At 40.4% G+C, this 26,682-nt stretch carries 29 protein-coding genes; 13 read left to right on the forward strand and 16 right to left on the reverse strand.

Annotation, left to right across the window (positions count from 1 at the left end; translation table 11 throughout):
- Positions 1-2: 2 nt before the first annotated feature.
- Together pstA and pstC are read right to left on the reverse strand one after the other, a co-directional pair.
- Complete coding sequence (gene pstA, locus GD631_RS18210; protein ID WP_143260586.1) at positions 3-878, reverse strand: phosphate ABC transporter permease PstA; 876 nt, start codon at positions 876-878, stop codon at positions 3-5.
- Between the two features lies 1 nt (position 879).
- Entirely contained in the window at positions 880-2,076 is a 1,197-nt protein-coding gene (gene pstC / locus GD631_RS18215) for a phosphate ABC transporter permease subunit PstC (RefSeq protein ID WP_143260587.1), read from the reverse strand.
- 179 nt (positions 2,077-2,255) lie between these two features.
- Here pstC and GD631_RS18220 point away from each other — a divergent pair, with 179 nt between their 5' ends.
- The 4 genes from GD631_RS18220 to GD631_RS18235 all read left to right on the forward strand — a co-directional run bounded on the left by GD631_RS18220 (position 2,256) and on the right by GD631_RS18235 (position 7,085).
- The gene (locus tag GD631_RS18220; RefSeq protein ID WP_143260588.1) at positions 2,256-3,068 is read left to right on the forward strand and encodes a phosphate ABC transporter substrate-binding protein; all 813 of its coding nucleotides are present in this window, start codon (positions 2,256-2,258) and stop codon (positions 3,066-3,068) included.
- 48 nt (positions 3,069-3,116) lie between these two features.
- Positions 3,117-4,856, forward strand: coding sequence for a glutamine--tRNA ligase/YqeY domain fusion protein (locus GD631_RS18225; RefSeq protein ID WP_143260589.1), 1,740 nt, complete (start codon positions 3,117-3,119; stop codon positions 4,854-4,856).
- 101 nt (positions 4,857-4,957) lie between these two features.
- The gene (locus GD631_RS18230; RefSeq protein WP_143260590.1) at positions 4,958-6,409 is read left to right on the forward strand and encodes a tetratricopeptide repeat protein; all 1,452 of its coding nucleotides are present in this window, start codon (positions 4,958-4,960) and stop codon (positions 6,407-6,409) included.
- A 31-nt stretch (positions 6,410-6,440) separates the two neighbouring features.
- Positions 6,441-7,085 carry a DedA family protein gene (locus GD631_RS18235; protein WP_143260591.1) on the forward strand — a complete coding sequence of 215 codons (645 nt, stop codon included), beginning with the start codon at positions 6,441-6,443 and terminating at the stop codon, positions 7,083-7,085.
- 133 nt (positions 7,086-7,218) lie between these two features.
- Here GD631_RS18235 and GD631_RS18240 read toward each other — a convergent pair whose 3' ends face one another.
- Together GD631_RS18240 and tpx are read right to left on the reverse strand one after the other, a co-directional pair.
- On the reverse strand, positions 7,219-8,103 hold the full coding sequence (locus GD631_RS18240) for a DUF3078 domain-containing protein (RefSeq protein ID WP_004317613.1): 885 nt from the start codon (positions 8,101-8,103) through the stop codon (positions 7,219-7,221).
- A 183-nt stretch (positions 8,104-8,286) separates the two neighbouring features.
- The gene (gene tpx / locus GD631_RS18245; protein ID WP_143260592.1) at positions 8,287-8,787 is read right to left on the reverse strand and encodes a thiol peroxidase; all 501 of its coding nucleotides are present in this window, start codon (positions 8,785-8,787) and stop codon (positions 8,287-8,289) included.
- Positions 8,788-8,924: 137 nt separating this feature from the next.
- Here tpx and GD631_RS18250 point away from each other — a divergent pair, with 137 nt between their 5' ends.
- From GD631_RS18250 to GD631_RS18265, 4 genes are all read left to right on the forward strand, one after another.
- Positions 8,925-9,488 carry an HdeD family acid-resistance protein gene (locus GD631_RS18250; RefSeq protein ID WP_004317609.1) on the forward strand — a complete coding sequence of 188 codons (564 nt, stop codon included), beginning with the start codon at positions 8,925-8,927 and terminating at the stop codon, positions 9,486-9,488.
- Positions 9,489-9,571: 83 nt separating this feature from the next.
- Positions 9,572-10,051: a DUF4494 domain-containing protein gene (locus tag GD631_RS18255; protein ID WP_004296648.1), complete on the forward strand. Its 480-nt coding sequence runs from the start codon at positions 9,572-9,574 to the stop codon at positions 10,049-10,051.
- Positions 10,052-10,057: 6 nt separating this feature from the next.
- Positions 10,058-10,726, forward strand: a complete 669-nt coding sequence (locus tag GD631_RS18260; RefSeq protein WP_143260593.1) for a YggS family pyridoxal phosphate-dependent enzyme — start codon at positions 10,058-10,060, stop codon at positions 10,724-10,726.
- 24 nt (positions 10,727-10,750) lie between these two features.
- Positions 10,751-11,728 (forward strand): dihydroorotate dehydrogenase-like protein, encoded by a 978-nt coding sequence (locus GD631_RS18265; RefSeq protein ID WP_143260594.1) that lies wholly within the window; start codon positions 10,751-10,753, stop codon positions 11,726-11,728.
- A 113-nt stretch (positions 11,729-11,841) separates the two neighbouring features.
- Here the strand turns inward: GD631_RS18265 and GD631_RS18270 are convergent, their stop codons facing one another.
- Positions 11,842-13,167, reverse strand: a complete 1,326-nt coding sequence (locus GD631_RS18270; RefSeq protein WP_143260595.1) for a PhoH family protein — start codon at positions 13,165-13,167, stop codon at positions 11,842-11,844.
- Between the two features lie 132 nt (positions 13,168-13,299).
- Here GD631_RS18270 and GD631_RS18275 point away from each other — a divergent pair, with 132 nt between their 5' ends.
- A complete protein-coding gene (locus GD631_RS18275) occupies positions 13,300-14,778 on the forward strand; it encodes a bifunctional folylpolyglutamate synthase/dihydrofolate synthase (RefSeq protein ID WP_143260597.1) in 1,479 nt (492 codons plus the stop codon).
- On the opposite strand, the gene GD631_RS18280 is transcribed toward GD631_RS18275, so the two are convergent.
- The 5 genes from GD631_RS18280 to GD631_RS18300 all read right to left on the reverse strand — a co-directional run bounded on the left by GD631_RS18280 (position 14,746) and on the right by GD631_RS18300 (position 16,996).
- The gene (locus GD631_RS18280; protein WP_143260599.1) at positions 14,746-15,120 is read right to left on the reverse strand and encodes a RidA family protein; all 375 of its coding nucleotides are present in this window, start codon (positions 15,118-15,120) and stop codon (positions 14,746-14,748) included. The genes GD631_RS18275 and GD631_RS18280 overlap by 33 nt on opposite strands.
- 75 nt (positions 15,121-15,195) lie before the next feature.
- Positions 15,196-15,489 (reverse strand): RyR domain-containing protein, encoded by a 294-nt coding sequence (locus tag GD631_RS18285; RefSeq protein WP_185911505.1) that lies wholly within the window; start codon positions 15,487-15,489, stop codon positions 15,196-15,198.
- Between the two features lie 11 nt (positions 15,490-15,500).
- Positions 15,501-15,731: a hypothetical protein gene (locus GD631_RS18290; RefSeq protein WP_223225954.1), complete on the reverse strand. Its 231-nt coding sequence runs from the start codon at positions 15,729-15,731 to the stop codon at positions 15,501-15,503.
- Between the two features lie 261 nt (positions 15,732-15,992).
- Entirely contained in the window at positions 15,993-16,499 is a 507-nt protein-coding gene (locus GD631_RS18295; protein WP_143260603.1) for a DUF805 domain-containing protein, read from the reverse strand.
- 137 nt (positions 16,500-16,636) lie between these two features.
- Entirely contained in the window at positions 16,637-16,996 is a 360-nt protein-coding gene (locus tag GD631_RS18300; RefSeq protein ID WP_143260605.1) for a hypothetical protein, read from the reverse strand.
- 153 nt (positions 16,997-17,149) lie between these two features.
- On the opposite strand from GD631_RS18300, the gene GD631_RS18305 reads away from it, so the two are divergent.
- From GD631_RS18305 to GD631_RS18320, 4 genes are all read left to right on the forward strand, one after another.
- The gene (locus tag GD631_RS18305; protein WP_143260608.1) at positions 17,150-19,474 is read left to right on the forward strand and encodes a DUF3987 domain-containing protein; all 2,325 of its coding nucleotides are present in this window, start codon (positions 17,150-17,152) and stop codon (positions 19,472-19,474) included.
- 250 nt (positions 19,475-19,724) lie between these two features.
- On the forward strand, positions 19,725-20,210 hold the full coding sequence (locus GD631_RS18310; RefSeq protein WP_143260611.1) for an HU family DNA-binding protein: 486 nt from the start codon (positions 19,725-19,727) through the stop codon (positions 20,208-20,210).
- Between the two features lie 74 nt (positions 20,211-20,284).
- Positions 20,285-20,383, forward strand: coding sequence for a smalltalk protein (locus GD631_RS18315; RefSeq protein ID WP_004303901.1), 99 nt, complete (start codon positions 20,285-20,287; stop codon positions 20,381-20,383).
- Between the two features lie 16 nt (positions 20,384-20,399).
- Positions 20,400-20,843: an N-acetylmuramoyl-L-alanine amidase gene (locus GD631_RS18320; protein WP_143260612.1), complete on the forward strand. Its 444-nt coding sequence runs from the start codon at positions 20,400-20,402 to the stop codon at positions 20,841-20,843.
- 85 nt (positions 20,844-20,928) lie between these two features.
- On the opposite strand, the gene GD631_RS18325 is transcribed toward GD631_RS18320, so the two are convergent.
- The 6 genes from GD631_RS18325 to GD631_RS18350 all read right to left on the reverse strand — a co-directional run bounded on the left by GD631_RS18325 (position 20,929) and on the right by GD631_RS18350 (position 26,669).
- Positions 20,929-21,162 carry a DUF4248 domain-containing protein gene (locus GD631_RS18325; RefSeq protein WP_004296628.1) on the reverse strand — a complete coding sequence of 78 codons (234 nt, stop codon included), beginning with the start codon at positions 21,160-21,162 and terminating at the stop codon, positions 20,929-20,931.
- Between the two features lie 415 nt (positions 21,163-21,577).
- Entirely contained in the window at positions 21,578-22,309 is a 732-nt protein-coding gene (locus tag GD631_RS18330) for a WecB/TagA/CpsF family glycosyltransferase (protein WP_143260614.1), read from the reverse strand.
- Positions 22,310-22,341: 32 nt separating this feature from the next.
- Positions 22,342-23,451 carry a glycosyltransferase family 4 protein gene (locus GD631_RS18335; protein WP_143260616.1) on the reverse strand — a complete coding sequence of 370 codons (1,110 nt, stop codon included), beginning with the start codon at positions 23,449-23,451 and terminating at the stop codon, positions 22,342-22,344.
- The gene (locus GD631_RS18340) at positions 23,441-24,544 is read right to left on the reverse strand and encodes a glycosyltransferase family 4 protein (RefSeq protein WP_143260618.1); all 1,104 of its coding nucleotides are present in this window, start codon (positions 24,542-24,544) and stop codon (positions 23,441-23,443) included. The genes GD631_RS18335 and GD631_RS18340 overlap by 11 nt, the downstream gene beginning before the upstream one ends.
- A 4-nt stretch (positions 24,545-24,548) precedes the next feature.
- Positions 24,549-25,781, reverse strand: coding sequence for an O-antigen ligase family protein (locus GD631_RS18345; protein WP_143260619.1), 1,233 nt, complete (start codon positions 25,779-25,781; stop codon positions 24,549-24,551).
- Between the two features lie 3 nt (positions 25,782-25,784).
- Positions 25,785-26,669 (reverse strand): hypothetical protein, encoded by an 885-nt coding sequence (locus GD631_RS18350; RefSeq protein WP_143260621.1) that lies wholly within the window; start codon positions 26,667-26,669, stop codon positions 25,785-25,787.
- Between the last annotated feature and the right edge of the window lie 13 nt (positions 26,670-26,682).

The raw sequence follows: 26,682 nt of genomic DNA on the forward strand, positions 1-26,682 counted from the left end.
ATCTAGTTTGTTTTTACTCTTTTCTCAAAATACTTTCTCAATGCATTGGCCAGCAGATTCACGAACAGGATAATCATAATCAATACCAATGCCGTACCATAAGCCAGCGGCAATTGTGCCTCCATGTCCGTTCCACTCGTAGAAATCACATACAAATGGTAAGGCAATGCCATACACTGATCGAAAATGCCTGTCGGCAGTTGCGGCAGGAAGTATGCGGCACAAGTAAACAGAATCGGTGCCGTCTCTCCCGAAACACGTCCCAAGGCAAGAATCAAGCCTGTGATAATGTTCGGCATCCCCATCGGCAGAATGACGTGCCAGATCGTCTGCAACTTTGTTGCCCCCAAGGCCCGGCTGCCTTCACGCATACTGTCGGGAATTGCTTTCAAAGCTTCCTCCGTTGTCCGAATGACCAAAGGCACGCAAAGCAAACCTAACGTCAAAGAACCGGCCAGAATACTATCACCAAATCCCATATAATTGACAAACAACGCCATACCGAACAATCCGAATACAATGGAAGGAATACCACTCAAGTTATTGGTCATCACCCGGATAAAGCGTACCAACTTACCCTTCGGCGCATACTCATTCATATAAATCCCACTCATCACCCCTATCGGAAAGGCGAACAGCGCACTCCCCACCATCAGATAGAAAGTACCGACAATAGCCGGCCATATACCGCCACCTGTCATTCCGTCTGTAGGAGTCGAAGTGATAAAATCCCAACTGATAGCGCCGATTCCTTTATAGACGATAAATCCCAGAATCGCAAACAATATCAATACAATACAAAGACTCAACAGCCGGAAAATCCCGAAAGCAAGTTTCTGCGAACGGTGCTTAGTTTTATTATTACTCCGTATTTCCATCTTATTTACTACGTTTTAATCCTTTAGAAGAAATATATTCCACACTAAAGTTGATAATCAATGTTATGAAGAACAGTACGACACCCAACAGGAACAACGCCTGATAATGCGGACCACCCGCAGGAGCTTCTCCCAATTCGGCCGCAATCGTAGCCGGAATGGTACGCAAAGGTTCAAGGATTGTTGTCGGAATCACAGCCGCATTACCCGTCACCATCAATACCGCCATCGTCTCCCCGATAGCACGTCCGATACCGAGTACCACACCGGATGTAATACCCGAAATAGAATAAGGAATCACTACCTTATATATTGTCTGCCACTGCGAAGCACCCAATGCCAGACTCGCCTCACGCATCGCACGCGGACAGTTGCGCATCGCGTCTTCCGTCACCGTTATGATAGTAGGCAATGCCATAATGGCCAGTACGATACTTCCCGCCAAGCCACTTTCTCCTACCGGGAGATCAAACAAATTCTGAATCAACGGAACAATGACAATCAGTCCGAAAAAGCCATAAACAACGGAAGGAATACCGCTCAACAGTTCGATAATCGGTTTCAGCCAGTTCCGCACTTTCGGGTTAGCCACTTCAGACATATAGATAGAAACCGAAAGCCCGAACGGCAAAGCAAAAAGAATGGCAAACAGGCTCACCCACAACGTACCGGTAATCAACGGCAGAAAGCCGAATTGAGCAGCCGGAGTGGCCGTAGGAAACCATTCGGCACCCGCAAATACATCCTTTACGGAAATAGTGTTATCCTCTATGAAATGTACCGCGTCCGGATGAACAATAAATTTCTGCGGAACAAAAGCTACGATGCCGGGTGTTTTCTCCACCAGCTCCGTAATCTTATCGCCTGCATATTCATAAGCCGGTCCCAACTCCTCTTCTGTATAATACTGTGTTATATCCTCCAAACGAAAAACCCGGATAGGGAGATTTTCCCCACCGAGTTCCTTCCAATTTGTGATCTCTTCGTCAAAAACATTTTTTATCTGTGCGGGGCTCAACACGCTAACCTTGTTGCCCTTATTCAACGCCAACACATATCCCTCTTCAATCACTTTGCTCTTGAACAGCCCGAAAGCTTCAGTGAAAAGGAAGAGTACAATCAGCAGAATAGTAATACTTGTCACAAAGCCGCTACAAGTCAACATTCCTTCTATAATCTTTTCAAATACCTTTTTCATATACCTACTATGATTTCTGATGCAAAGAAAGCGTCTCTTTATTAAGGAGGTGTGACTAACGTTTGAAGGAAATGTTTCAATCATGTTACGTTTGTGTTACAAGTATCATTTCCACTCCGGATGAAACGGAAATGTAATATCCGATTGCTTAATTTGCAACGTTAATAAAAAGAAGAAATATGAAAGTGAGAAGAAACTTATTAATCGCCCTTTCCTTACTCTCGCTCGGTGCCAACGCACAACGTATTAAAGGTAGCGATACGGTACTGCCTGTCGCGCAACAGACAGCAGAGCGGTTTATGAACCAGCATCCGGAGGCCCGTGTCACTGTAACCGGTGGCGGAACCGGTGTAGGCATCTCCGCTTTAATGGATCATACAACGGACATCGCAATGGCTTCCCGCCCGATCAAGTTCAGCGAAAAGATGAAAATAAAAGGGGCCGGAGAAGAAGTAGACGAAGTGATTGTTGCCTACGATGCTCTTGCCGTGGTGGTACATCCCTCCAATCCGGTGAAGCAGCTGACCCGCCAACAACTGGAAGATATTTTCCGGGGAAAGATAAGCAATTGGAAACAGGTAGGTGGAGATGATCGCAAAATAGTGGTTTACTCGCGCGAAACATCGTCCGGTACTTACGAATTTTTCAAAGAGAGCGTACTGAAAAATAAAAACTACATGGCAAGCAGCCTTTCCATGCCGGCAACAGGTGCCATCATCCAGTCTGTCAGCCAGACCAAAGGAGCCATCGGATATGTCGGACTGGCATACGTATCTCCCCGTGTCAAAACGCTTTCCGTATCCTACGACGGAACCCACTATGCCACGCCTACGGTAGAGAACGCCACCAACAAGACCTACCCCATCGTCCGCCCGCTTTATTACTACTACAATGTAAAAAATAAGGAACAAGTTTCACCCCTGATTCAGTTTATTCTCTCGTCCGACGGACAGGACATTATAAAAAAGAGCGGTTATATTCCGGTTAAATAAAAAAAATGTCCTACTTTTGTAGCCTAAATACAGATAACATTAACCGTTATGACAGATATTAAAAACGAAGAAGCAGGCGAAAAGAAAAGCTTGAACTTTATTGAACAGGCAGTAGAGAAAGACTTGAAAGAAGGTAAAAATGGTGGAAAAGTGCAGACACGCTTCCCGCCCGAACCTAACGGTTACCTTCACATCGGCCATGCCAAAGCTATTTGCCTTGATTTCGGCATCGCTGAAAAACACGGCGGTGTATGTAACCTTCGTTTCGACGACACAAACCCGACCAAGGAAGATGTGGAATATGTAGAAGCTATCAAAGAAGACATTCAATGGTTGGGATACCAGTGGGGAAACGAATATTACGCTTCCGACTACTTCCAACAATTATGGGACTTCGCTATCCGCCTGATTCAGGAGGGAAAAGCATATATTGACGAACAAAGCTCCGAACTGATCGCACAGCAAAAAGGTACTCCTACCCAACCAGGTGTGGAAAGCCCTTACCGCAACCGTCCTATCGAAGAAAGCCTCGAACTTTTTAAGAAAATGAATAGCGGCGAGATTGAAGAAGGCGCTATGGTGCTCCGTGCCAAGATTGACATGGCCAACCCGAATATGCACTTCCGCGATCCGATTATTTATCGTGTAGTGAAACACCCGCACCACCGTACAGGCACTACCTGGAAGGCTTATCCGATGTATGACTTCGCTCACGGACAGAGTGACTTCTTCGAAGGAGTGACTCACTCTCTGTGTACACTCGAATTTGTGGTACACCGTCCTCTTTACGACCTCTTCATCGACTGGCTGAAAGAAGGAAAAGACCTGAACGACAACCGTCCCCGTCAGACTGAATTCAACAAACTGAACCTAAGCTACACCCTGATGAGCAAGCGTAACCTCCTCACGCTGGTGAAAGAAGGATTGGTGAACGGATGGGACGACCCTCGTATGCCGACTATCTGCGGTTTCCGCCGTCGCGGTTATTCACCGGAGTCTATTCATAAATTTATTGATAAAATCGGATATACCACATACGATGCCCTGAATGACATCGCCCTGTTGGAAAGCTCCGTTCGGGATGACCTGAACAGCCGTGCCATCCGTGTATCGGCAGTGATCAACCCGGTTAAACTGATCATCACCAACTATCCGGAAGGACAGGTTGAAGAATTGGAAGCAATCAACAACCCGGAAGATCCGGAAGCAGGAAGTCACCTGATCGAATTCAGCCGCGAACTGTGGATGGAACGCGAAGACTTCATGGAAGACGCTCCCAAGAAATACTTCCGCATGACACCGGGACAGGAAGTACGCCTCAAAAATGCCTATATCGTAAAATGCACCGGTTGCAAGAAAGACGAAAACGGCGTAATAACAGAAGTATATTGCGAATATGACGCTAATACCCGTAGCGGTATGCCGGATGCAAACCGTAAGGTGAAAGGCACGCTCCATTGGGTAAGCTGCAATCACTGCCTGCAAGCAGAAGTACGTTTGTACGACCGCCTGTGGAAGGTGGAAAACCCACGCGACGAACTGGCTGCCATCCGCGAAGCAAAAAATTGCGAAGCATTGGAAGCCATGAAAGAAATTATCAATCCGAACTCATTGAAAGTTCTGCCCAACTGCTACATAGAGAAGTTCGCAGCTACCCTGCCTACCCTCTCCTACCTGCAGTTCCAACGGATCGGTTACTTTAATATCGACAAAGAATCAACCCCGGAAAAACTGATTTTCAACCGTACAGTAGGACTGAAAGACACATGGGGGAAGATCAATAAATAACTAAGCTTTCAAGCTTAACTTTATAATGGGGCTGTGTCAAAAGGATGATTATAAAACTTTTGCAACAGCCCCATCTTAGCAATTAAAAAATTAAAATAAAAATGGGTAGAAAAAATTCACCATCAGCCAAAAAGGAACTAGCCACACTAATCACAAACTACGAAGAAGCAAAAGCAGAAAACCGACAACTTTATCTGGATGCTGACCAACTGGCCGACATCGCTGACTGGTATGCCTCCGAACGAAAATTTGAAGAAGCACAAGAAGTGATCACTTACGGACTTAAAATACATCCGGGAAATACAGATTTGCTCATCGAACAAGCTTATCTTTACCTGGACACCCAAAAACTGCAAAAAGCAAAGAAAGTAGCAGATTCAATCAACGAAGATTTTGACTCGGAAGTGAAACTGCTGAAAGCCGAACTATTGCTGAATGGAGGAAAACTGGAAGAAGCCCAATGGTTACTAAGTACGATAGCGGATGCCGACGAACTGGAAACAATCATTGATGTCGTATTTCTCTATCTGGACATGGGATACCCGGACGCAGCCAAAGAATGGCTCGACCGAGGTAAATCGCGTTATGCCGAAGATGAAGAATATATGGCCCTCACAGCCGATTATCTGGCATCGACCCACCAAGTAGAATCAGCCATCATCTATTACAACAAACTCATCGACAAATCCCCTTTCAACCCTTCCTACTGGATGGGACTGGTGAAATGTTACTTTGTACAGGAACAGATAGACAAAGCCATCGAAGCCTGTGATTTTGCATTGGCAGCCGACGATCAGTATGGAGAAGCCTACGCTTATAAAGCGCATTGTTTTTTCTATCTGAACAATTCGGATGATGCCATCGAGAATTACCAAAAAGCGATCGAACTTAAATCCATCCCCCCCGAACTGGGTTATATGTTTATGGGAATATCCTACGGCAATAAAGAAGAATGGCAGAAAGCCGATGACTATTACGACAAAGTAATCGCACGTTTTGAAGAAGACGGAGACAGACAGTCTGTTCTATTAATAGACACATATACCAGCAAAGCCTTCGCCCTGTCTCATCTGGAAAGATATGAAGAAGCACATCAGCTCTGCGAGAAAGCCAAAGAGATAAACCCGACTGAAGGATTGATTTATCTGACAGAGGGAAAACTATACCTGGCAGAAGAACTGGAAGATGAAGCAGCCTTGTCTTTCGAAAAAGCGATAGAGATTAACTCTAACATAGAAATGTGGTATATGATCGCCTCTGCTTATTCGGAAAGTGACTATCTGATAGAAGCCAAAGAATACTTTGAAAAAGTACACCAGATGAATCCGAAATACGAAGATGTGACGGAGAAATTGAGTGTACTTTGCCTCATGCACGGTGAAATCGACAACTTCTTTAAATACAACAAAGAATGTGAGCATCCACTGGAAGAAGATATGATTCTGGATCTGTTAAATAGTCCCGAACATAGGGAGGAAGATGAAAGAACTCTCAAAGAAGTGTGGGAACGCATGAAAAAAGAGAATAAGAAAAAGAAGAAAGGAAAAAAATAAATCAAAATAATAAATTCTATCCTCAAAAAACATGGAATCAGTAGCAGAACTTCTTAAATGGGTATTAGAAAACTTGAACTATTGGGTAGTCACCATTTTTATGGCTATCGAAAGTTCTTTTATTCCCTTCCCCTCGGAAGCCGTAGTGCCACCTGCCGCATGGAAAGCTATGGCAGACGACAGTATGAATATCTTTCTCGTGGTCCTATTTGCCACCATAGGAGCCGATATCGGTGCATTAGTAAATTATTACCTGGCACGTTGGCTGGGTCGTCCTATTGTCTATAAATTCGCCAACAGCCGTTTAGGGCACATGTGCCTTATTGACGAGGAAAAAGTACACCATGCAGAAGAATATTTCAGAAAGCACGGCGCAGCCTCCACTTTCTTTGGCCGTCTCATTCCGGCTGTACGCCAACTTATCAGTATTCCCGCAGGATTAGCCGGCATGAAATTAGGACCTTTCCTACTTTACACCACTCTAGGCGCTGCGATATGGAACAGTGTATTGGCTCTACTCGGATACCTGATCTACCGGTTTACAGACCTCAAAACCACTAATGACGTCTATGTAATGGCAACCACATACAGCCACGAAATCGGCTATGTCATTATAGCAGTGGTGGTGTTAGTCATCGGGTTCCTAGCTTATAAGGGACTGAAGAAGAAAAAATAAGTATTAGGTATTAAGTACCTGCCACCAATTAATTCTTATTTTTTAGGCACGGATTACACGGATGAACGCGTTTGCTTTACAGCAATGACAACATTAAAGACCATGTAATCCGTGCCTAAATCATTATATAAACTTAAAAATTGAACTGAACACCCACTCCCAAGATCTCTTTAAATTGCACACGAGATCCTTTGGTGCCATCCTTTTGTACAATCTTCACATCATCGTCATACATCAGGTTAGTAGTGAGCGTGGTTGAAAACCATTTATTGATAATCATATTTATTTGCACTTCCCAGTTCACATCTATGTTCAATGGCTTGTGCAGATAATCGGAATATAGATCCAAACGCGAATATACCGTCATATTCTTCAAAAATTCATACTTAGCTTCTCCTTTCAAGTTAGCGCCGAAACTGGATAACAGGTGTTTGCCCGGATCCACTCCATAAGCTCCTTCGTCCGAGAGACGGTCATTAAGAACAAATGTTCCGCGCCACGCAGCAGGAGACAGTACAACGGTAAATATCTTACCCGGATCATAGGTAAATCCCAAACCGGTAGTCAAATAAGCGGGAGCCATAAATTCGGAGATAGCAACATCCTTATTGACAGAATAGTCATATCCGGGAGAGAACTGCGTCTGGAAAGTGGCGAATGCGCTGGCATACCAACTTTTGGCAATAGCATAGCCATAATTCGTATTCAAATAAATTTTATCATTAGCCTTCCTGGTTCCGTCGTCACCGGTCTTATTCAATCCATAAGCCAGTTCGATACGATTATTCCACAGATGTTTTCCTTTTTTATAATTAATCTGATAAGTGCCCTGCAAGTCAAAAGCGACAGAGTTATCACCTCCGGCAGCCCAGTTGGTCAGGCTCACCTGTGTCAGTTTCAGTCCGGCAAATCCTTCTTTTGTCCAGGGAGAAGTTTGTGTACTATCGGCAGTTTGAGCCGACAAGGTTCCAGCACCCATACATAGCAGGGTGATGAATAGAGTTTTCATCTTGTTCATGACAGTTGAGGTTTAGTGTAGAAAAAACACAACCTAACAAGAACGGAGCCTTGGCAGTTTACCAAGTCTTTTTACCAGTTCCCATTAGGTCAAAATCTTTAAATAAATATTAGGTTATACGTATTAAGTATTAACCGTAGTCGTTTATTAGCTGCCATTAATACTTAATACTCTATGCTTAAATTACTTTACAGCTGCCAAAGCCTTATCATAGTCAGGCTCCTGGGTGATTTCAGGAACAAGTTCCGTATAAGCAATCTTGCCATCCTTACCAATCACAATTACCGCACGAGCCAAAAGTCCTGCCAACGGACCGTCTGCCATACGCACTCCATAGCTTTCGTCGAAATCAGAGAAGCGGAAATCAGACAATGGAATTACATTTTCAATACCTTCTGTAGTACAGAAACGACCGTGCGCAAAAGGAAGATCCTTAGAGATAGCCAATACTACCGTATCTTTCAGTCCGGCAGCCATCTTATTAAACTTACGTACAGAAGTTGCACATACGCTGGTATCCAGGCTGGGGAAAATATTTAAAATCACATTTTTACCATTCAAATCTTTCAGAGAGAAAGAAGATAAATCTGTTTTTACCAGCTCGAAATCAGGAGCTACCTTACCAACTTGTATAAATTCACCGATTAGTTTCACCGGTTGTCCTTTGAAATTTGTTGTTGCCATAATGCATCTATATTTAAATTTTACTTTATATAGGAAACAACTATTCCCCCAAATATGTTCACGGAAAACCTTTTCTAAATTCAATTTGTTATTCCACAACGAAATCATCTTAGTATTCAATTTAAAATATAAAATGTATGGAAACAGTATTCAATGAGATTCAACATTCAGTAAAAAATTGGTGGACTTCTCTTCTTTTGGGAATTGTGTATATCATTGTAGCTCTTTGGCTCATGTTCTCACCCGTGAGCACCTATGTAGCTTTAAGTATCATTTTCAGCGTATCGATGTTGATAAGCGGTATTTTGGAAATCATCTTCGCTTTTAGCAACCGGAAAGGTGTCCCGAGTTGGGGATGGTATATCGTAGGCGGACTGATCGACCTTGTTCTGGGTATCTACCTGATTGCCTACCCAATGGTCAGCATGGAAGTCATTCCCTTTATCATAGCCTTCTGGCTTATGTTCCGCGGCTTCTCCTCCACCGGCTATTCCATCGACTTGAAACGTTACGGAACCCGCGATTGGGGCTGGTACATGGCTTTCGGTATCCTTGCCATTCTGTGTTCTCTTTTAATATTATGGCAACCTGCCATAGGAGCACTCTACGCAGTCTACATGATTTCTTTTACTTTCCTCATCATCGGGCTTTTCCGTGTCATGCTTTCATTTGAACTAAAAAATCTGCATAAAAGAAAATAAAAATCTTTCGGCACTTACTTTGGTATTTTGTTTATCTTTGTAGGCAATTTACATGAATCAATTAATTAAAAAGGAAGAAAATTATGGCAATGCATACATGGTTTGAGTGCAAAATCCGTTATGAGAAAGTAATGGAAAACGGAATGCAGAAGAAAGTAACTGAACCTTATCTTGTTGATGCACTCAGCTTTACAGAAGCAGAAGCACGGATTATCGAAGAAATGACTCCGTTTATCTCCGGAGAATTTACCGTTTCGGACATCAAACGTGCCAACTATAGCGAACTATTCCCCAGTGACGAAGAAAGTGCCGACCGCTGGTTCAAATGCAAACTTATTTTTATCACGCTCGATGAAAAAAGCGGTGCGGAAAAAAAGACTTCCACTCAAGTATTGGTACAAGCTGCCGACTTGCGTGATGCAGTGAAAAAGCTGGATGAAGGAATGAAAGGAACCATGGCAGATTATCAGATCGGTATGGTATCCGAAACTCCGCTCATGGATGTATATCCTTACAGCGCCGAACCGAATGACAAACCGGAGTTTGATCCGTCAAAAGCATAAGTAACAATGAGTATTGCTGACAATTTAAAGCAAGTACTGGCCGAACTCCCTCAAGGGGTCCGGCTGGTTGCTGTCTCAAAATTCCATCCCAATGAAGCAATAGAAGAAGCATATCAGGCGGGACAGCGTATTTTTGGAGAAAGCAAAGTGCAGGAAATGACAGCTAAATACGAAAGTTTGCCAAAAGATATCGAATGGCATTTTATCGGGCACCTGCAAACGAATAAAATCAAATACATGATACCATACGTAGCGATGATTCATGGAATTGATAGTTATAAACTGCTGGCCGAAGTCAACAAACAAGCTGTCAAGGCCGGACGTACTGTGAACTGCCTGTTGCAGATTCACGTTGCGCAGGAAGAAACCAAATTTGGTTTCAGTCCCGAAGAATGTAAAGAGATGCTGAATGCCGGAGAATGGAAAGAGTTGGCTCATGTGCGCATCTGCGGATTAATGGGTATGGCCAGCAACACCGATCGAATCGAACAAATCAACCGGGAGTTTTGTTCACTAAACAGACTCTTTAACGAGATAAAAACAACTTGGTTCACACACTCTGATACTTTCTGCGAACTATCAATGGGAATGTCACATGACTATCACGAAGCCATTGCCGCAGGAAGTACGCTGGTACGAGTAGGAAGCAAGATTTTCGGAGAAAGAAATTACTGATTAAGTATTAAAAAACATATTGCTATGACCGATTTAAAAACTACTTTCGCAGGGCTTTCTCTTAGAAACCCTATCATCATCAGTAGCTCAGGGCTGACCAATAGTGCCGGAAAAAACAAAAAATTGGCCGAAGATGGCGCCGGTGCTATCGTTCTGAAATCACTGTTTGAGGAACAGATCATGCTGGAAGCAGATCAACTGAAAGACCCGGCTTTCTATCCGGAAGCCAGTGACTATCTGGAAGAATATATCCGTGAGCATAAGTTGTCCGAATACCTGACTTTGATAAAAGAAAGCAAAAAGGTATGCCCCATTCCCATCATTGCCAGCATCAACTGCTACACTGACTCCGAATGGATCGACTTTGCAAAGCAAATTGAAGAAGCCGGCGCCGATGCATTGGAAGTCAATATCCTCGCCTTACAATCAGAAGTGCAATATACATACGGTTCATTCGAACAACGCCACATCGACATTCTCCGCCACATCAAGCAGACGGTTAACATTCCCGTTATCATGAAGCTGGGCGATAACCTGACCAATCCTGTGGTATTAATCGATCAGTTGTATGCCAACGGTGCAGCCGCAGTTGTTCTCTTCAACCGGTTCTATCAGCCGGATATCAACATCGAAAAGATGGAGCATATTTCAGGAGAAATATTCAGTAATGCTTCCGACCTCGCCACTCCGCTCCGCTGGATCGGAATTGCGTCCGCAGTAGTAGACAAGATCGACTATGCGGCTTCCGGTGGTATTGCCAACGCAGAATCAGTAGTAAAAGCAATCCTTGCCGGTGCTTCAGCCGTAGAAGTATGTAGTGCAGTCTATCTGAATACAAACGCATTCATCGGAGAAGCCAATCGCTTCCTCTCTGCATGGATGGAACGCAAAGGATTCGAAAATATAGCTCAATTCAAAGGCAAACTGAATATCAAAGACATTAAAGGCGTCAATACATTCGAACGTACACAATTCCTTAAATATTTCGGAAAAAAAGAATAATAAGGAAAAGCAAGAAGTAAAAATCAGGCACGGATTACACGGATTACGCGGTTTAAGATAATTGGAGAAACCGTAAAATCCGTGTAATCCGTGCCAAATTTATTTTTTCATCATTACAGCAGGTTACTTGCCAACTCACTCAATTCACTTCGTTCACCTTTCAGCAGATTAACGTGTGCAAAGATATTCTGATCTTTCATACGATCAATCATATATACCAGACCATTGGACTGACTGTCCAGATAAGGTTGGTCAATCTGTTGGATATCTCCCGTAAACACCATTTTCGTACCTTCGCCCGCACGGGTGATGATTGTCTTTATTTCATTCGGCGTCAGGTTCTGCGCTTCATCAATGATGCAATACATCTCGCTCAAACTACGTCCCCTGATAAAGGCCAAAGCTTCAATCACCAGCTGTTCGCTTTTCTGCATATCTTCTATCCGCTTCACTTCAGTAGAGTTTGCTGCAAACTGACGCTTTATCACGTTCAGGTTATCAAATAATGGCTGCATATAAGGAGCTACTTTCTCTTGTGCATCTCCCGGAAGGAAACCGATGTCTTTGTTAGAAAGCGCTACAACAGGACGTGCCAGCAAAATCTGTTTGTAGTCGGTCAGTTTACCCAACGCGGCAGCCAAAGCCAGCAATGTCTTACCAGTTCCCGCTTTTCCTGTCAGAGCCACCAGTTTGATATTCGGATCATTCAAAATTTCAAAAGCAAAACTCTGTTCCGCATTCCGGGGTTCGATTCCATAGTTCTTCCCTTTCATCACACGGATAATAGAATGGGTAAAAGGATTGTAGCGTGCCAATACACTGTTCCTATCACTCTTCAACACAAAACATTCATTGGGATGAATCAAATCCTTAAAGTCGAATTCACTCAAGTCAATACCTTCTTTAGAAGAATAAATGCGGTCGATCAATGCAGGATCTACATTTTCAAAAATCTCATTGGATTTCTCGAACACATCTACATTCACCACCTTATCCGTAATATAATCTTCGCAAAGCAGACCGATTGAACGAGCTTTCATACGTAGATTCACATCCTTGGTCACTAAGATAGACTTCATTTTCGGATATTTGTCGGTCAGATATTCGGTTGCCGCCAGAATCAGATGGTCAGGTTTCTTTATTGGAAACGATTCCCAAACTTTGGTAGCCGGCACATTGCTTGTCACGACAAACAGGCGTCCTAATCCTTCGCCAAGTTTCACCCCGTCGGAGAAAAGCTCGTCGCTAGTCAATACATCCAATTCGCGTACGAACTCACGAGCATTGAAGTTAATCTGTTCGTTTCCTTTTTTGAACTTATCCAGTTCTTCGAGTACAACAAGAGGGAGGTAAATATCATTTTCCTGAAAATTCTTCAAGCAATTGTAGTCGTGAAGAATAACATTTGTGTCTAACACAAAATTTTTCTTAGTTCCCATGATTTCTTAGATTTAAATGTTGATATTTGCAATCTCATTCGGCAATCCCCGCATTTACGGTTAGATTGACGGTTCTAAAGATAAACAAATTAACGGGCAATAAAGATTGCCCGAAGTTAAATATTATAAAACATGGACTATCAGAACACTTTAAAGTACTTATATGAGAGTGCGCCAATGTTTCAACAAATAGGAAGCAAAGCATATAAGCCAGGTTTAGAGACCACTCATAAATTAGACGAACATTTCGGGCATCCTCATCAACAATTCAAAACGATACATATCGCCGGAACCAATGGAAAAGGGTCCTGCTCACATACTATCGCAGCCGTATTACAGTCCGCCGGGTACCGGGTAGGCTTATTCACTTCCCCCCATTTGGTCGACTTCCGCGAACGTATCCGCATCAATGGAGAAATGATGCCGGAAGAATATGTAGTCAACTTCGTAGAAGAGCACCGCTCATTCTTCGAACCGCTCCATCCTTCGTTTTTTGAACTGACCACTGCCATGGCGTTCCGCTATTTTGCGGACCAAAAAGTAGACGTAGCCGTTATCGAAGTAGGAATGGGCGGACGCTTGGATTGCACCAACATCATTCACCCCGATTTATGTGTCATCACTAATATCAGTTTTGACCACATGCAATATCTAGGAAATACCCTGACAAAAATAGCCAAAGAAAAGGCAGGCATTATAAAAGAAGGGGTTCCGGTAGTCATTGGCAGAGCTAAAGGCAGCGTGAAACGTGTGTTCACCATGAAAGCCAAAGAAATGAATGCGCCTATCAACTATGCAGAATCCATTCTCCCGTACAATCCTACCGACTGGCTTCCCTATCCGGAAATGCAGGCATTAAGAAAACGTCTGGATAATGTCCTGCAAGACTTGATAAAAGAGACTCACCAATCATCTGAAAGTGCACAGGAATCCAAAGAAATATTGCTTTTCCTGCATCCGGCAGACAGCATTAAAGCATTAGACAAAATACTCGACAAGAGAAAAGATGCTATCCGAATTGTCAATGAAATGTTTCCTGCAGGTCTTTTTATGGAATTAAGCGGTCTCTGTCAACATGAAAATATTCTCACCATCCTGTCTGCTCTTGATGAGCTGACAAAAATAGGTTATCGTATCTGTCCTCAGGATTATCTCAATGGTTTTGCCGATGTATGCAAACTCACCGGGCTGATGGGACGCTGGCAGAAAGTGCACAGCTATCCGGATATCATCTGCGACACGGGACATAATGTGGATGGAATCAAATATGTCTGCGGGCATCTTGATTTCCTTCATCAGAAATTCAACCAGAAGCTGCACATCGTATTCGGCATGGTGAACGATAAAGATATCAGCAGTGTCTTGCAAGAGTTACCGAAAGATGCCACCTATTATTTTACCAAAGCAAGCGTGAAACGCGCACTCCCGGAAAATGAGCTATTGGCACTAGCCCAAAAAGCAGGCTTGAAAGGTACCACCTACCCCACTGTCGTAGAGGCCGTGCAGGCAGCAAAAAAGAACTGCCCCCAAAAAGATCTGATCTTTGTAGGAGGCAGCAGTTTTATTGTCGCAGATTTGTTAGCGAACCGCGATACACTCAATCTCCACTAACGCATCCTTGGGCAGAGCTTTTACGGCAACCGCCGAACGTGCCGGAAAGGCTCCGTCAAAATACGTGGCATATACGCCATTCATCCCTGCAAACAGGGACATATCCTGAAGAAATACAGTAGTTTTGACAATGTTTCCCATTGTCAATCCTGCTTCTTCCAGAATGTGTTTGATATTCTCCAACGACTGGCGAGCCTGTCCTTCTATCCCTTCAGCCATCTGTCCCGTAGCGGCATCAATAGGCAACTGACCGGACACAAATACCATACCATTGGCTTCTATCGCCTGACTATAAGGGCCGATAGCCCCCGGAGCTTTCTCACTGCTAATTACTTTTTTCATATCTATTTCTTTTTTTGTTTTACTAGATTTCAAAGATAAAAATAAATTCCGAATAAGATTGACAGAACAGGTCATCTATTCCTTATCCTTCGAAATTTTGAACCCAAGTTTCATAATCAATTTCAAGGTTTCCACTGAAGAATTTCTGTCATACACCTTTTCTTCTTCAGGCAATTCTTCATACGGAACCAAACACGGATGCTGTTTCAATGCATCATCCCGCTTTTTTCCATACGTCCAACCTTGTTCTATTCTGGTCCTCGACCAGACTTCATGAACATTCTTAGCCATCTCTTCTACCAAGTATTCCAACTCCTTCGGGAGTTGGATATCTCCTGTATCCACCGGATTGGGAATATACTTTTTCATCTTACAAATCATTATTTATATGTTAACGGAACAATTTCCAATCTATCTTTTTGCCACAATGACTGCAATATATTTGATCCATTCTTCATCAGATGATAGTAGAGTTCACCAATACATTCATCGTAATCAAATATCAGCCTGATTACATTGATAAACAACGGACGATATTTTATGTTGAAAAAACAATCGGTATTTTTTTCATCCCGATGGATCAATCCGTTGATTATTTCCCGATCTGTCATATAGTTAATCTATTTTTAGTCTAAAACTTAACTCTACGACACACTGGTCGTAAGGAACTGTTTCCGGATATTTGCTTCTTACGTAGATGTTCACATTTACTTAAGTTATTAAATAACGTCTCTGAAGCAAGGTCACAAACATGAGGATTATTAAGTCTACAAATTTATATAAAATATTGAATACCAGACAGGTTAATAACAAAAAAAACTCCTGCAAAACGAAATTCGCAGGAGGCTCTATCATTTCAGCTTTTAATCAGATTATTCAGCTTTTTCTTTATCTTCTTCCACAGGCGCTTCCGCAGGTGCAGGAGCAGCTTCTACCGGCTTTTCAACCTTTACATCTTCTCTTGAAACATTCACAGTCACGTTTACAGAAGCAGGCTGTGCCTGATACGGCATACGGTTTTTCGGATCTGCCCCGTAAGGATTAGGACCTACCGTGCCATCTGCAAACAGCATGTACAATGCGAAAATCCAACCAACGATAGGAACACAGCACAACAAAATCAGCCAACCGGATTTGTTTAAGTCGTGCAGACGTTTCACACCCTGTGCCAAAGAGAACCAGATAGATGCAATCATAGCAGCAAGACCAATCAATAAACCAAATACTGATCCCCCGGCCGATCCGCTGGCAGCACCCAAAATAAATGTACCTACCCCAAGTGCCCATGCAATACTAGAAACTACACCACCGATAATGCCTGACAAAAAATACTCGATTCTACGAATACGACCGTCAAATGAAAAAGGAGCTTTGAACATAATTTATTAAGTTTTTATGAATAAATAAGTGAGTTTTTATCCGTGCTTCTCAATATGAAAGCAAAGATATAAAAAAAATTAAATAAAGAAAGAAATCGGGCAAAAAAAATGAAAAAATGCCCTATTTCCTGTATAAATCACAATTTCACCCCATCCCATTGCATCACTACCACCCACTCTTTCGGTTGGCAAATCCCATGAAAACGGTGCGGAACCGTAGCAACCACCAAATCGCAATTGGAAGCTAATACGGTTCTTAACTCCTTCAGCAACATATCCATCTGGATGATTAAATGAAGATACTCCGTCATACACCGGATCACGCGCACATACTGATAAATACACATATCCTCTCCCCGTCTTATCTCCCCCAGTGTTTTGGGAGAGATAGCAAGTTCGCTGATAAAAAAGCTATTACTAAAAATACGATCCGTTCCCATTAAAGCCAATACCAAATTGCTCAAAAACTCATATGGTTCCTGTTTTTCTTTTGCCATGTCATTCTACTATTAATAATTTATAATATTTCAGTTTTTATTTGCTTTATCAAGTACTATCCACATAGGGAAGCAACCCTATTTTTAATATCCCGACCTTTGTTCCCGTTATCTGATAGTCAGGTAACTCAATCTTACAAAAAACAATTTTATATGAAAGCCTTAGAAGAAATCAAAGTCTCGGTTTACGAGAACGTGTATTCAAAAAAGCCCAAAGTCATGTCTTTCCTTGAAGTCATCATTATGTGTATTCACCCGGTCTATGCCTCTATCGTAAACGCTATCCGCCGATACTATGCAGAAGGAGACCATGCCGCGGCACAGAAGTTGAAGAGCCAACTCCCCTGTTTCACTCCGGCAGGAACTTTTGACGGAGCACATGCCATCAAAAACTTCCTCCTCCCCAGTCATATTATCGGGCTCGACTACGATCATGTAAAAGATCGTCTTCAAGTCATCCAACGTTGTGCGGCAGATCCCCATACGGTAGCGGCCATAGAAAGTCCTACCGACGGAGTGAAAGTTTTCGCCTATGTGGAAGGTATCGAAAACCGCCATCGTGAAGGGCAGCAATTAGTGAGCCGTTACTACAATCAATTGTTGGGATTGGAGAGTGATCCGGCCTGCAAGGACGAAAGTCGCCTATGTTATTTCAGTTATTCGCCCAATGGATATGTTGCCGGTCTTTATCAGGCATTTGTGTTGGAACCACATCTAAAAGAGGAAGCAAACGCTTTCTCTGAAAATGAAGTACGTCCTCCCTTTCCCCTCCAGGATAATACCCCGAAAAACGTGTCTGAAGCAGAAATCGCCCAATTTATTTCGTCCTATATTTTCCTCCATCCCCTGACAGCCGGACAACGTCATTCCAACGTCTTCAAACTGGCCTGCGAAGCCTGCCGCCGACACTATCCGCAAGAAAGCATATTACGTGAACTTACTGCATTTTTCGAGCATACAGATTTTCGTCCCGAAGAATTGACAAGTGTTTTATCATCTGGATACAAGCAAGTTAACGAGCACGCACCTGCTTCCTCTACAGCCACCTCTTCTTCCTTTCAAAAGGACATAAGGACAAAAATCCCCTATGGTACTTTAGAAAACTCCGATAGCACCGAAGAAGCCTATTGGCTGGGAGAAGAATTCAGGAAAGGAACACCTTTATTCCCTCGCGATTTGTACAATAATCTTCCCGATCTACTGAATGACTGTATCATTGAAGACGCAAGCGACCGAGAACAAGACATCTCCCTCCTTTCCGATCTTACCGCACTAAGTGCGGCACTTCCACAAACTTTCGGAATTTATAACCACAAAAAATATTCCCCCCATTTGTTCTGTGTCATATTTTCTTCTGCCGGCAGCGGTAAAAGCATTGCCCAAACCGGACGCTATCTATTGGAAGAAATACAGACTGAAATACTGTCTACCAGTGAATCCATGTTAAAAAACTACCATACAGCGCACAATACCTGGCAAGCAGAATGTCAGCGGAAAAGGAAAAAAGGAGAAACGTGTTCCGAAGAGCCTCAAAGACCTCCTTTTAAAATGTTATTCATTCCCGCCACTACCAGTTACACCCGTATGCAAATTCAAATGCAGGACAACGGTTCGCAGGGAAGTATCATTTTCGATACGGAAGCCCAAACGCTCTCCACGGCCAATCATCTGGATTGTGGTAACTTCGATGATATGCTCCGCAAAGCTTTTGAGCACGAAAACATTGATTCTTCCTATAAAGCCAACGGTATCATCCCAATCTATATCCGTTATCCCAAATTAGCTTTGCTTCTAACGGGCACTCCCGGACAGATAGACTGTTTGTTAAACAGTTACGGGAACGGACTTCCCAGCCGTATTCTGGCTTACACTTTCCGTGAAGCTCCCCACTGGAAAGAGATGGGTGATGATTGTATTTCATTGGAAGACTCTTTCAAGCCGATTGCCCATCGTGTCTACGAACTATATAACTTCTGCCTGGCGCATCCTGTTTTATTTCATTTCACCCGTCCGCAATGGAACCGTCTGAATGAGATTTTCTCACGTATGCTGTCCGAGGTAGCGATGGAGGGCAATGATGACCTTCAAGCCGTAGTGAAGCGCTATGCTTTTCTGGTGATGCGTATCAGCATGATTCAGACCCGCATCCGGCAATTTGAGGCAACCGATCTCTCCTCCGAAATTTATTGTATAGATGCCGATTTCGAGCGATCTCTTCAAATCGTTCTATGTTGTTACGAACACAGCCGTCTGTTACACTCATCCATGCCGGCTCCTGCAGTCCGTCCTCTGAAGAATCCGGACATTATTCGCAATTTCGTCAATGAGTTGCCTGACAGCTTCACTACAGATGAAGCAATTCAGATTGGCGCAAAATACGATTTCAACCTTCGTAAGGTTACACGTCTTCTAAAATCACTTAACGGAATAAAAATCAGCAAGGTATCTCATGGTTCTTATACTAAGATGAATAAATAACAGTCATAGGTGTCTTTTTGTCCTTTTGTCCTTTTGGAGAATCGGAAAAACATCGGGAGATTTGAAAAAAACATCTCAATAATTGAAATCAAACATTGGGAAGTTTCGATACAAATCTCCCAATGTTTTTTCTTTTTATCTATGCGCCCGTGTACGTCACTATGCGTCATGTCACTTTTCCAATGTATTACTTTTGTCATGTAATCGATTACAAGACAATTAAAAATTAGAAATTAAAAATTAAAAGTTTATGGCACAGAATTACACTCTCATGGCTCGCAAGAACCTGTTGAAACCTGATGAAACTCCGAAGTACTATGCAGTGGCGCGTAGCGGTCGCAAAGTAACGGTCAAGGAAGTCTGCAAACGAATTACCGAACGTTCTTCTTACTCCAAAGGAGAATTGGAAGGTTGTATCGGTGAGTTCCTGCTCGAAATCGTCAATGTACTGGAGGAAGGAAACATCGTACAGATGGGTGATCTGGGAAATTTCCGTATGAGTATCAAGACGGGTACTCCTACTGATACGGTAAAAGAATTCAAGGCATCGTGTATCGATAAGGGCAAAGTGCTTTTTTATCCGGGAAGTGATCTTCGCAAACTGTGTAAGACGCTGGATTATACATTGTACAAGAGTGATTCTTCCGCAGATTCGGATAAAGATCCACTTCCTGATGATGGTGAGGACAATCAAGGAGGATCCGGTAGCGGAGAAGCTCCGGACCCGGCAGCATAATCACCCGGTTGTTGATTGGTTCTTGAGTTTATAGTTTATAATGCATGAGTATCTATTCTTTAATTTAAATTCGTATGAAAAAGCAACTTTGGAAAAACATTCTCCAGTTTATCGTGACTATCGCGACTTCTATCATCTCGGCTATCGGTGTAACGTCCTGTGTGGGACATTAATCTCCTGCTGACCGATATGGAAAATTCAGAAGAAAGCTATCTCCCACGTGAGATTAAGTTGTTGGTGATTCATTGCAGCGCAACGCGCTGCAATGTTCCCTTCACCGTAGAGCAGCTTCGCCAATGTCATCTGCAACGAGGTTTCAAGGATATAGGTTATCATTTTTACATCACTCGTAATGGGGAAGTTCACCATTGCCGGCCGGTAGCGGAACCGGGTGCGCATGTAAGAGGATTCAACCGGCACAGTATTGGAATCTGCTATGAAGGTGGACTGGATGAAGAAGGCCGTCCGGCAGATACGAGAACACAGGCACAGCGTTTTGCGTTGCTTGACTTGTTAACGATTCTCAAACATCAATATCCGGAAGCGCAAATCATGGGACATTATCAACTTAGTGCTTCGATTCATAAAGCTTGTCCCTGTTTTGACAGTCGCAAGGAGTATATGGATATATAAAAAGAACTACGGGAGCTGGCGAAAGTGCAGTCTCCCGTAGTTCTTTTTATGTTTATATCATTTAGAGATTCAATTATTACAGCATTTATAGTTCTCCCGGCTTTCCTAAATAATAGGTAATAAGCCGTACCTCTCTCACAGAAAATGCCTTTGTCTTCGGATGAAAGTCGGTAGATAGTATCTCATTCATCAATGGCTTGCATCTCCTCATCCACCTTCGGAGTTTATTGACCGAAGCACGAATCGTCAAATCAGGAAAATACATCTGCGCCAACTCTTGTTTATTATAACATTTCACTACAAAGTCTGAATGTTCCATCGTTTCTTTATTACTGTTTTATATGCTATAAAGTTACAAAAATTAGAACATATAAACAAAGAAAGAAGAGGCTATTATCCGGTATAATGGAAATAAAAAGAAATATCAACGATCTTCACAGACAGTTGATATAGTGGGAAATTCACATCGGCTTTAACCTCCGATGTCAGGGCGTAGATTAGAAATGCGCCGTCGCGCTATTTCTAATCCACAATGTAGGAGAATCATGCTGTAAACAGCATGAAGCTAGGGACCTACATTTTTTTCATCTCACATACGAAACACTCACGTGTTTATTACATCTCAACATTTTATTTTATATACAAACATCTAATTATTAACACAACTAGCTCAGTAAAAACTTCTAAAGAATTCCATCAACATACTGATACAATAACCATTAGATTTATCAATATTACAATGAATGTTTACACTCTTTACACATATTCCATATAAACAACAAGTTGCCAATAATATATCTTTTCCACATTCTACGTGGTTCTTTCAATAGCCGATAACACCACTCTAGCGAGTTCTGCTGCCACCACATAGGAGCACGTTTTACCGTTCCTGCATAAAAATCAAAAACTGCACCAATCGTACCACAATGGCAATGAATCTGTAATTCATTCCAATGAATATATATCCATTTCTCTTGTTTTGGAGCAGTCATACCTATCCATAACAAATCAGGGTTAGCTTTATTAATAGCAGTTATAATTGCATTATTCTCTTCTTCATTGAATTCTGATTTATAAGGAGGAGAATAAGTCTCTACTTCAATATTAGGAAAATCCTTTTTACTCCGTTGCTTTATCATTGACAATACCTTCTCACTGCTGCCCATAAAAAAACACTTTCCACCACTTTGATTTAGTTTTTCCATCTCAAACATGAATAAATCCCAACCAGCAATGCGTTCTTTTGGCTTAGATTTCGCATTTAGCCAACGACAAGCTTTGACAATACTTGCACCATCTGGAATTAATACATCACCTTGCCGCAAGGCTTCGGCAAAGAGCAAATCTTGCTGTGCGGTGTTATAAGAATGAGCATTAATAGTATTAATCAGCAGTTTTCCAGATGGCAAGAAAGTTAACCCTTGGCGTTTTTCCACCAAAGGTAAGTTTTTCAAATTCAATAACATTGTATATTGTAGTTTTACCTCTATAATATTGATTATATCAGAGAAAGATTCTGAGACAAAATTTCGGTTATTCGATGCTCAAAGTGCTGTTGTGTAAACTCACTATAAAATTTTTTATAACCCGCATCCCCCAATGTAGCTCTTAATTCCACATCATCTAATAATTTAGCTATGCAATCAGCTAATGAAACTGGATTTTTCTTTTCACAAATCAGACCCTCTACCCCATCTCTCACAATATCTAGTATTCCTCCTTCATCTGTTGAGATAATAGGTAGCTTATGTGCCATTGCCTCTAAAATAACCAAGGGAAAACACTCATTATAATAATAGGTGGGGAAAACAAAAATATCTGCCTGACAAAAGAAATCTTCTTTTTCTTCTCCTATTTTTCGACCGGCATAAATAACTATATTATTTAATCCTCTTTTTTCTACCTCATCAGCAAATTGTACAGCATCTATTTCTACTGTTTCTCCACCTACAAAATGGCAAACGAAAGTATATCCTTTTTCCTTCAAAATATAACAAGCATCAAGCAACGTCCACACACCTTTACTTATTAATAAATTAGAAAGAAAAAGCAAATGAGGTATTTTGTTATTCTTTCTTATTCTCCACTCTTCTTTAAGTAGTTCCGGAATGCCATTCGGACAAACATACACATCTTCCCTCTTTACATATTTTGCTATATCCCTGTACAGAGCTTCCGCTAATAGTATTACTTTCAAGTTTTTAAAGAAATGTATATATAGCAAATTATCCAACCACTTTTTTTGGCAATTTGAAACACCTTTATTATGATAATGAGCCAATACTTTACAACCCAGTCCTTTGAGTATTTGCGCCACAATAAAATCTTTATAAAATGCTTTCCCCCTAGCATTAGGAGTTATATACACTAAATCAGGATGAACACTTTTTACGAGATGAACAATCTGTTTCAATAAAAATGCATATTTCAAAATCTTTTTCAAACTAAACTGTCCTATATCAGACAAATCACCAGCTGTTGCAAGATTTATATAATAACAATCGAAAGAAGAATTTATAAGTTTACTTTCTTGAATATACTTCCCTACCATAGAAGCACCATGTATAGGAGGAGGAAGATGGAGGATGAAAAGAATACTATTTTTCATTACACATCATTTGATTTATAACCTTCAAATATTCTTTAGTTATGATGGACCATCTAAACTTATCTCGCATTTGAAAGTTCCTTTCGCCATTCTTTTCTATTAGCATAGGCTTTTTTGATAATTCAAGCAATATTGACGTTAGATCTTTTTGAGTTTTAAAATAGAAACCACCCTCTTTATTATAAATAATATCTGAAGCAACACCTACTTTCGTTGTTATAATATTAAGTCCTAAAACAAATGGTTCTGCAATACATTGCCCAAATGTTTCATTATTACTTGCTACAACAGCTGTATTACTCTTTTTATAATACGAAAGTATCTCCTTTTTTGAACAATATCCTGGAAACAAGACTTGCTGATCACATTCCAGTTCTTTACATAAATCTTTCATCTTTTGCAACAATCCCCCTCCCCCAGGCAATATCAATATAGAATCCATATCATGAGTTATACTTCGGTATTCTGCAAATGCTCTTATTATTAGATCCTGATTTTTTCCTATTCGAAATTGGGCTGGATAAATCAATCTCAACTTATCTAAAGACAATGGATGATAAAATTCTTCAAAAAAAGACTCATCAATTCCTAAAGGAAGTATCGCTGTTTTATAAGATAACCAACGAAATTTTTTTTTCAATGATGTACACATGCATATCACTTTATCCACAAAACATGTAAGAACAAACGTCAATATTAATCGAGTTAAATATGCTTTAAATCTCTCATTATTCCTATACGCATGAATGGTGTATATCATTTTAAATTTTCTAGAAGTATATAGAACATACTTCACATATATAATAAGTGCTAGTTCCCAATTTGTTTGAATGTGTATAACATCTATAGATTGTTCTTCAATAATCTGCTTTAATTGAATTGCATTCTTCTTAAAAGACTGATGTTCTGCTAAACCTGGTAATATATAATTAGGAATCAATAAAGAATTAATTTTCTCAATTAAACCAGGTTCTTGTTCCTTTGTACTCAATATGGCACATACATTCTTATGTTGTTTATACAATGCAATCAATTGATCTACTAGTAGAGCCGAATTACCGACTCCACTTTCTACAAAAAAAAGAATATTCATAAGATCAAATATATTTATTTACATCTCTATTATCTAATACATAAATAAAAACAGCTAAATACGAAAGTACTAGAGGACTCGTATACGCATGTCCACCATAGAAAGCATGACCAATAAAACAAAAAAAAGCTATTATACACCAATAATCTAGTACATTATGCCATTTAATAAAACTTCGTATACTAGCTATCAATCTTTTTATAGGAAATAATAAAATTGGAATAGAAAAAAAGAGTCCAAATTGTCCTATTAAATCTAGAGGATCAACTTCTGCTGATTTCGGATCTCCCAAATATAAATGATGTTGATTTTCTATTAAATAAAGATTTCCTTTACCAAAACACCAATCAAAAATATTAAAATTGGTAATTGTTTTAATTGATGCATCTATCAAATATCCCCTTCCTGAAGCCTCTAAAAAGATTGCACCAATATTTTCGTATTTTTTCGAGAGATAAGAATCTTCTTGAATAACGGATATAACTTTAACTAGTGCATAATTAAATATAACTAAAACTAAAAGCAAAGTTATTAACTTTACCTTATAGGAACTTTTATAATCCTCAAATTTAACAAACAAGATACTTAAAGCAAAAAAAAGTAATATAAAGGCTGTCCCCAAATAGCAAGCTATACTACCAACAAAACAAGAACCAATAGACATTATTATTAATGCGATAAAGTAAAATACATCTCCCGTTTTTTGGAATGAATAGCATGCTAAAATATTCAGTAAAAGTATAGTTAATCCAACATCATTCATTGCTACAAAAAAACCTTTTGTGCCAAAAGTGTTTTCTGTATAAGCAGCATAGCCCGCACCTGTTATAAAACAATAAATTAGAACAATCGCTGCCAGTACTCCATATAAAACAGCAGCTTTAACAACTGTCTCACGATCTGAAAAATAACGACTCTTTAGTATAATACTTAAAACAAAATAGAAGTTCATTATTTTAATTAATGTCATGAAAACACCATTGGAATAAGCACCTATAAGAATATGATATATTAATAAAGCAATACTTGATAAAATTAATATTTTAATATAATTTGAATATTTAGTACGAAATAGATAGATGGCTGAAAATAAAATAATCATTCCACGATAAAGAATACCTATAAGGCTCTCACCTGTACCATCCGTACCTCTCAGATAGCCATTAATTATATCAATAACTACAGGGAAAGATAACAATAGAAAGGGAAAAACTTTTTTTAATTTAAGAACCAACATATGCTATAAAAAGAACTCAGAGGTATCTTTTTTCAACTTTTCGACAGAAGATAGTAGTTCTATTTCATTATTTACATTTAATGAAATATCTGCAAAAATAGATTTACCTAATCTCATATTATTTTTTATGACATCAATATCAATTTCACCTTGATCATTAAAAATTTCTTTTGAATGACAATTTAAAGTATGTGCATAAGATTTCAATTTATTCACAACAAACTTTTCATCTCCTAACCATGAATGATGATAACCTTTTATCCCTTCCAAACATTTCACCTCATTTAATAAATTAGATTGTTCTCCCATTTTTCTTAAATAATCGGAATCATTATAAAAGCGCTTTCTCAAATATTTCCCTTTTACTATAAAAATTCGATAGGAATAATAAGCTGGACCACTCCAATTAGAGCAAAACAAATTAAAATAAAACATCGTGAAATGAATTTTAATAGTGATTATACCATACTGATTAACTGCATCAATTATCTCATTGGCATATTTACTATCTATAATCTCATCTATATCAGATAAAATTAATATATCATCATCTTTATAGTTACTATTCCAAAGAGAAAAATTACGAGATACACCATCATTATACCAAGCTGTATCTCTTACCATCTTATTCATCCACCGACTAATTGGATGAATAAAAAAATGAGGAATAAATTTACGTGGTTTTTCATATAACCTTGAAGCATCCATTTGATGATAATGCACTTTCTCACAATCATTTTGAAACATATAGTCATGACTTGTATATTTGAATGATTTATCAAATTCAGTAATATGAATTTCATCAACCCACTTACTTGCTTCTGCGATATTTATATCTGCCACCAAGTTTTCATTATAGAATGGACAGCATAAAATAATTTTATTCATGAAAACGAATACT

It is taken from the genome of Bacteroides luhongzhouii (genome assembly GCF_009193295.2).
GTDB classification, from domain to species: Bacteria; Bacteroidota; Bacteroidia; order Bacteroidales; family Bacteroidaceae; genus Bacteroides; species Bacteroides luhongzhouii.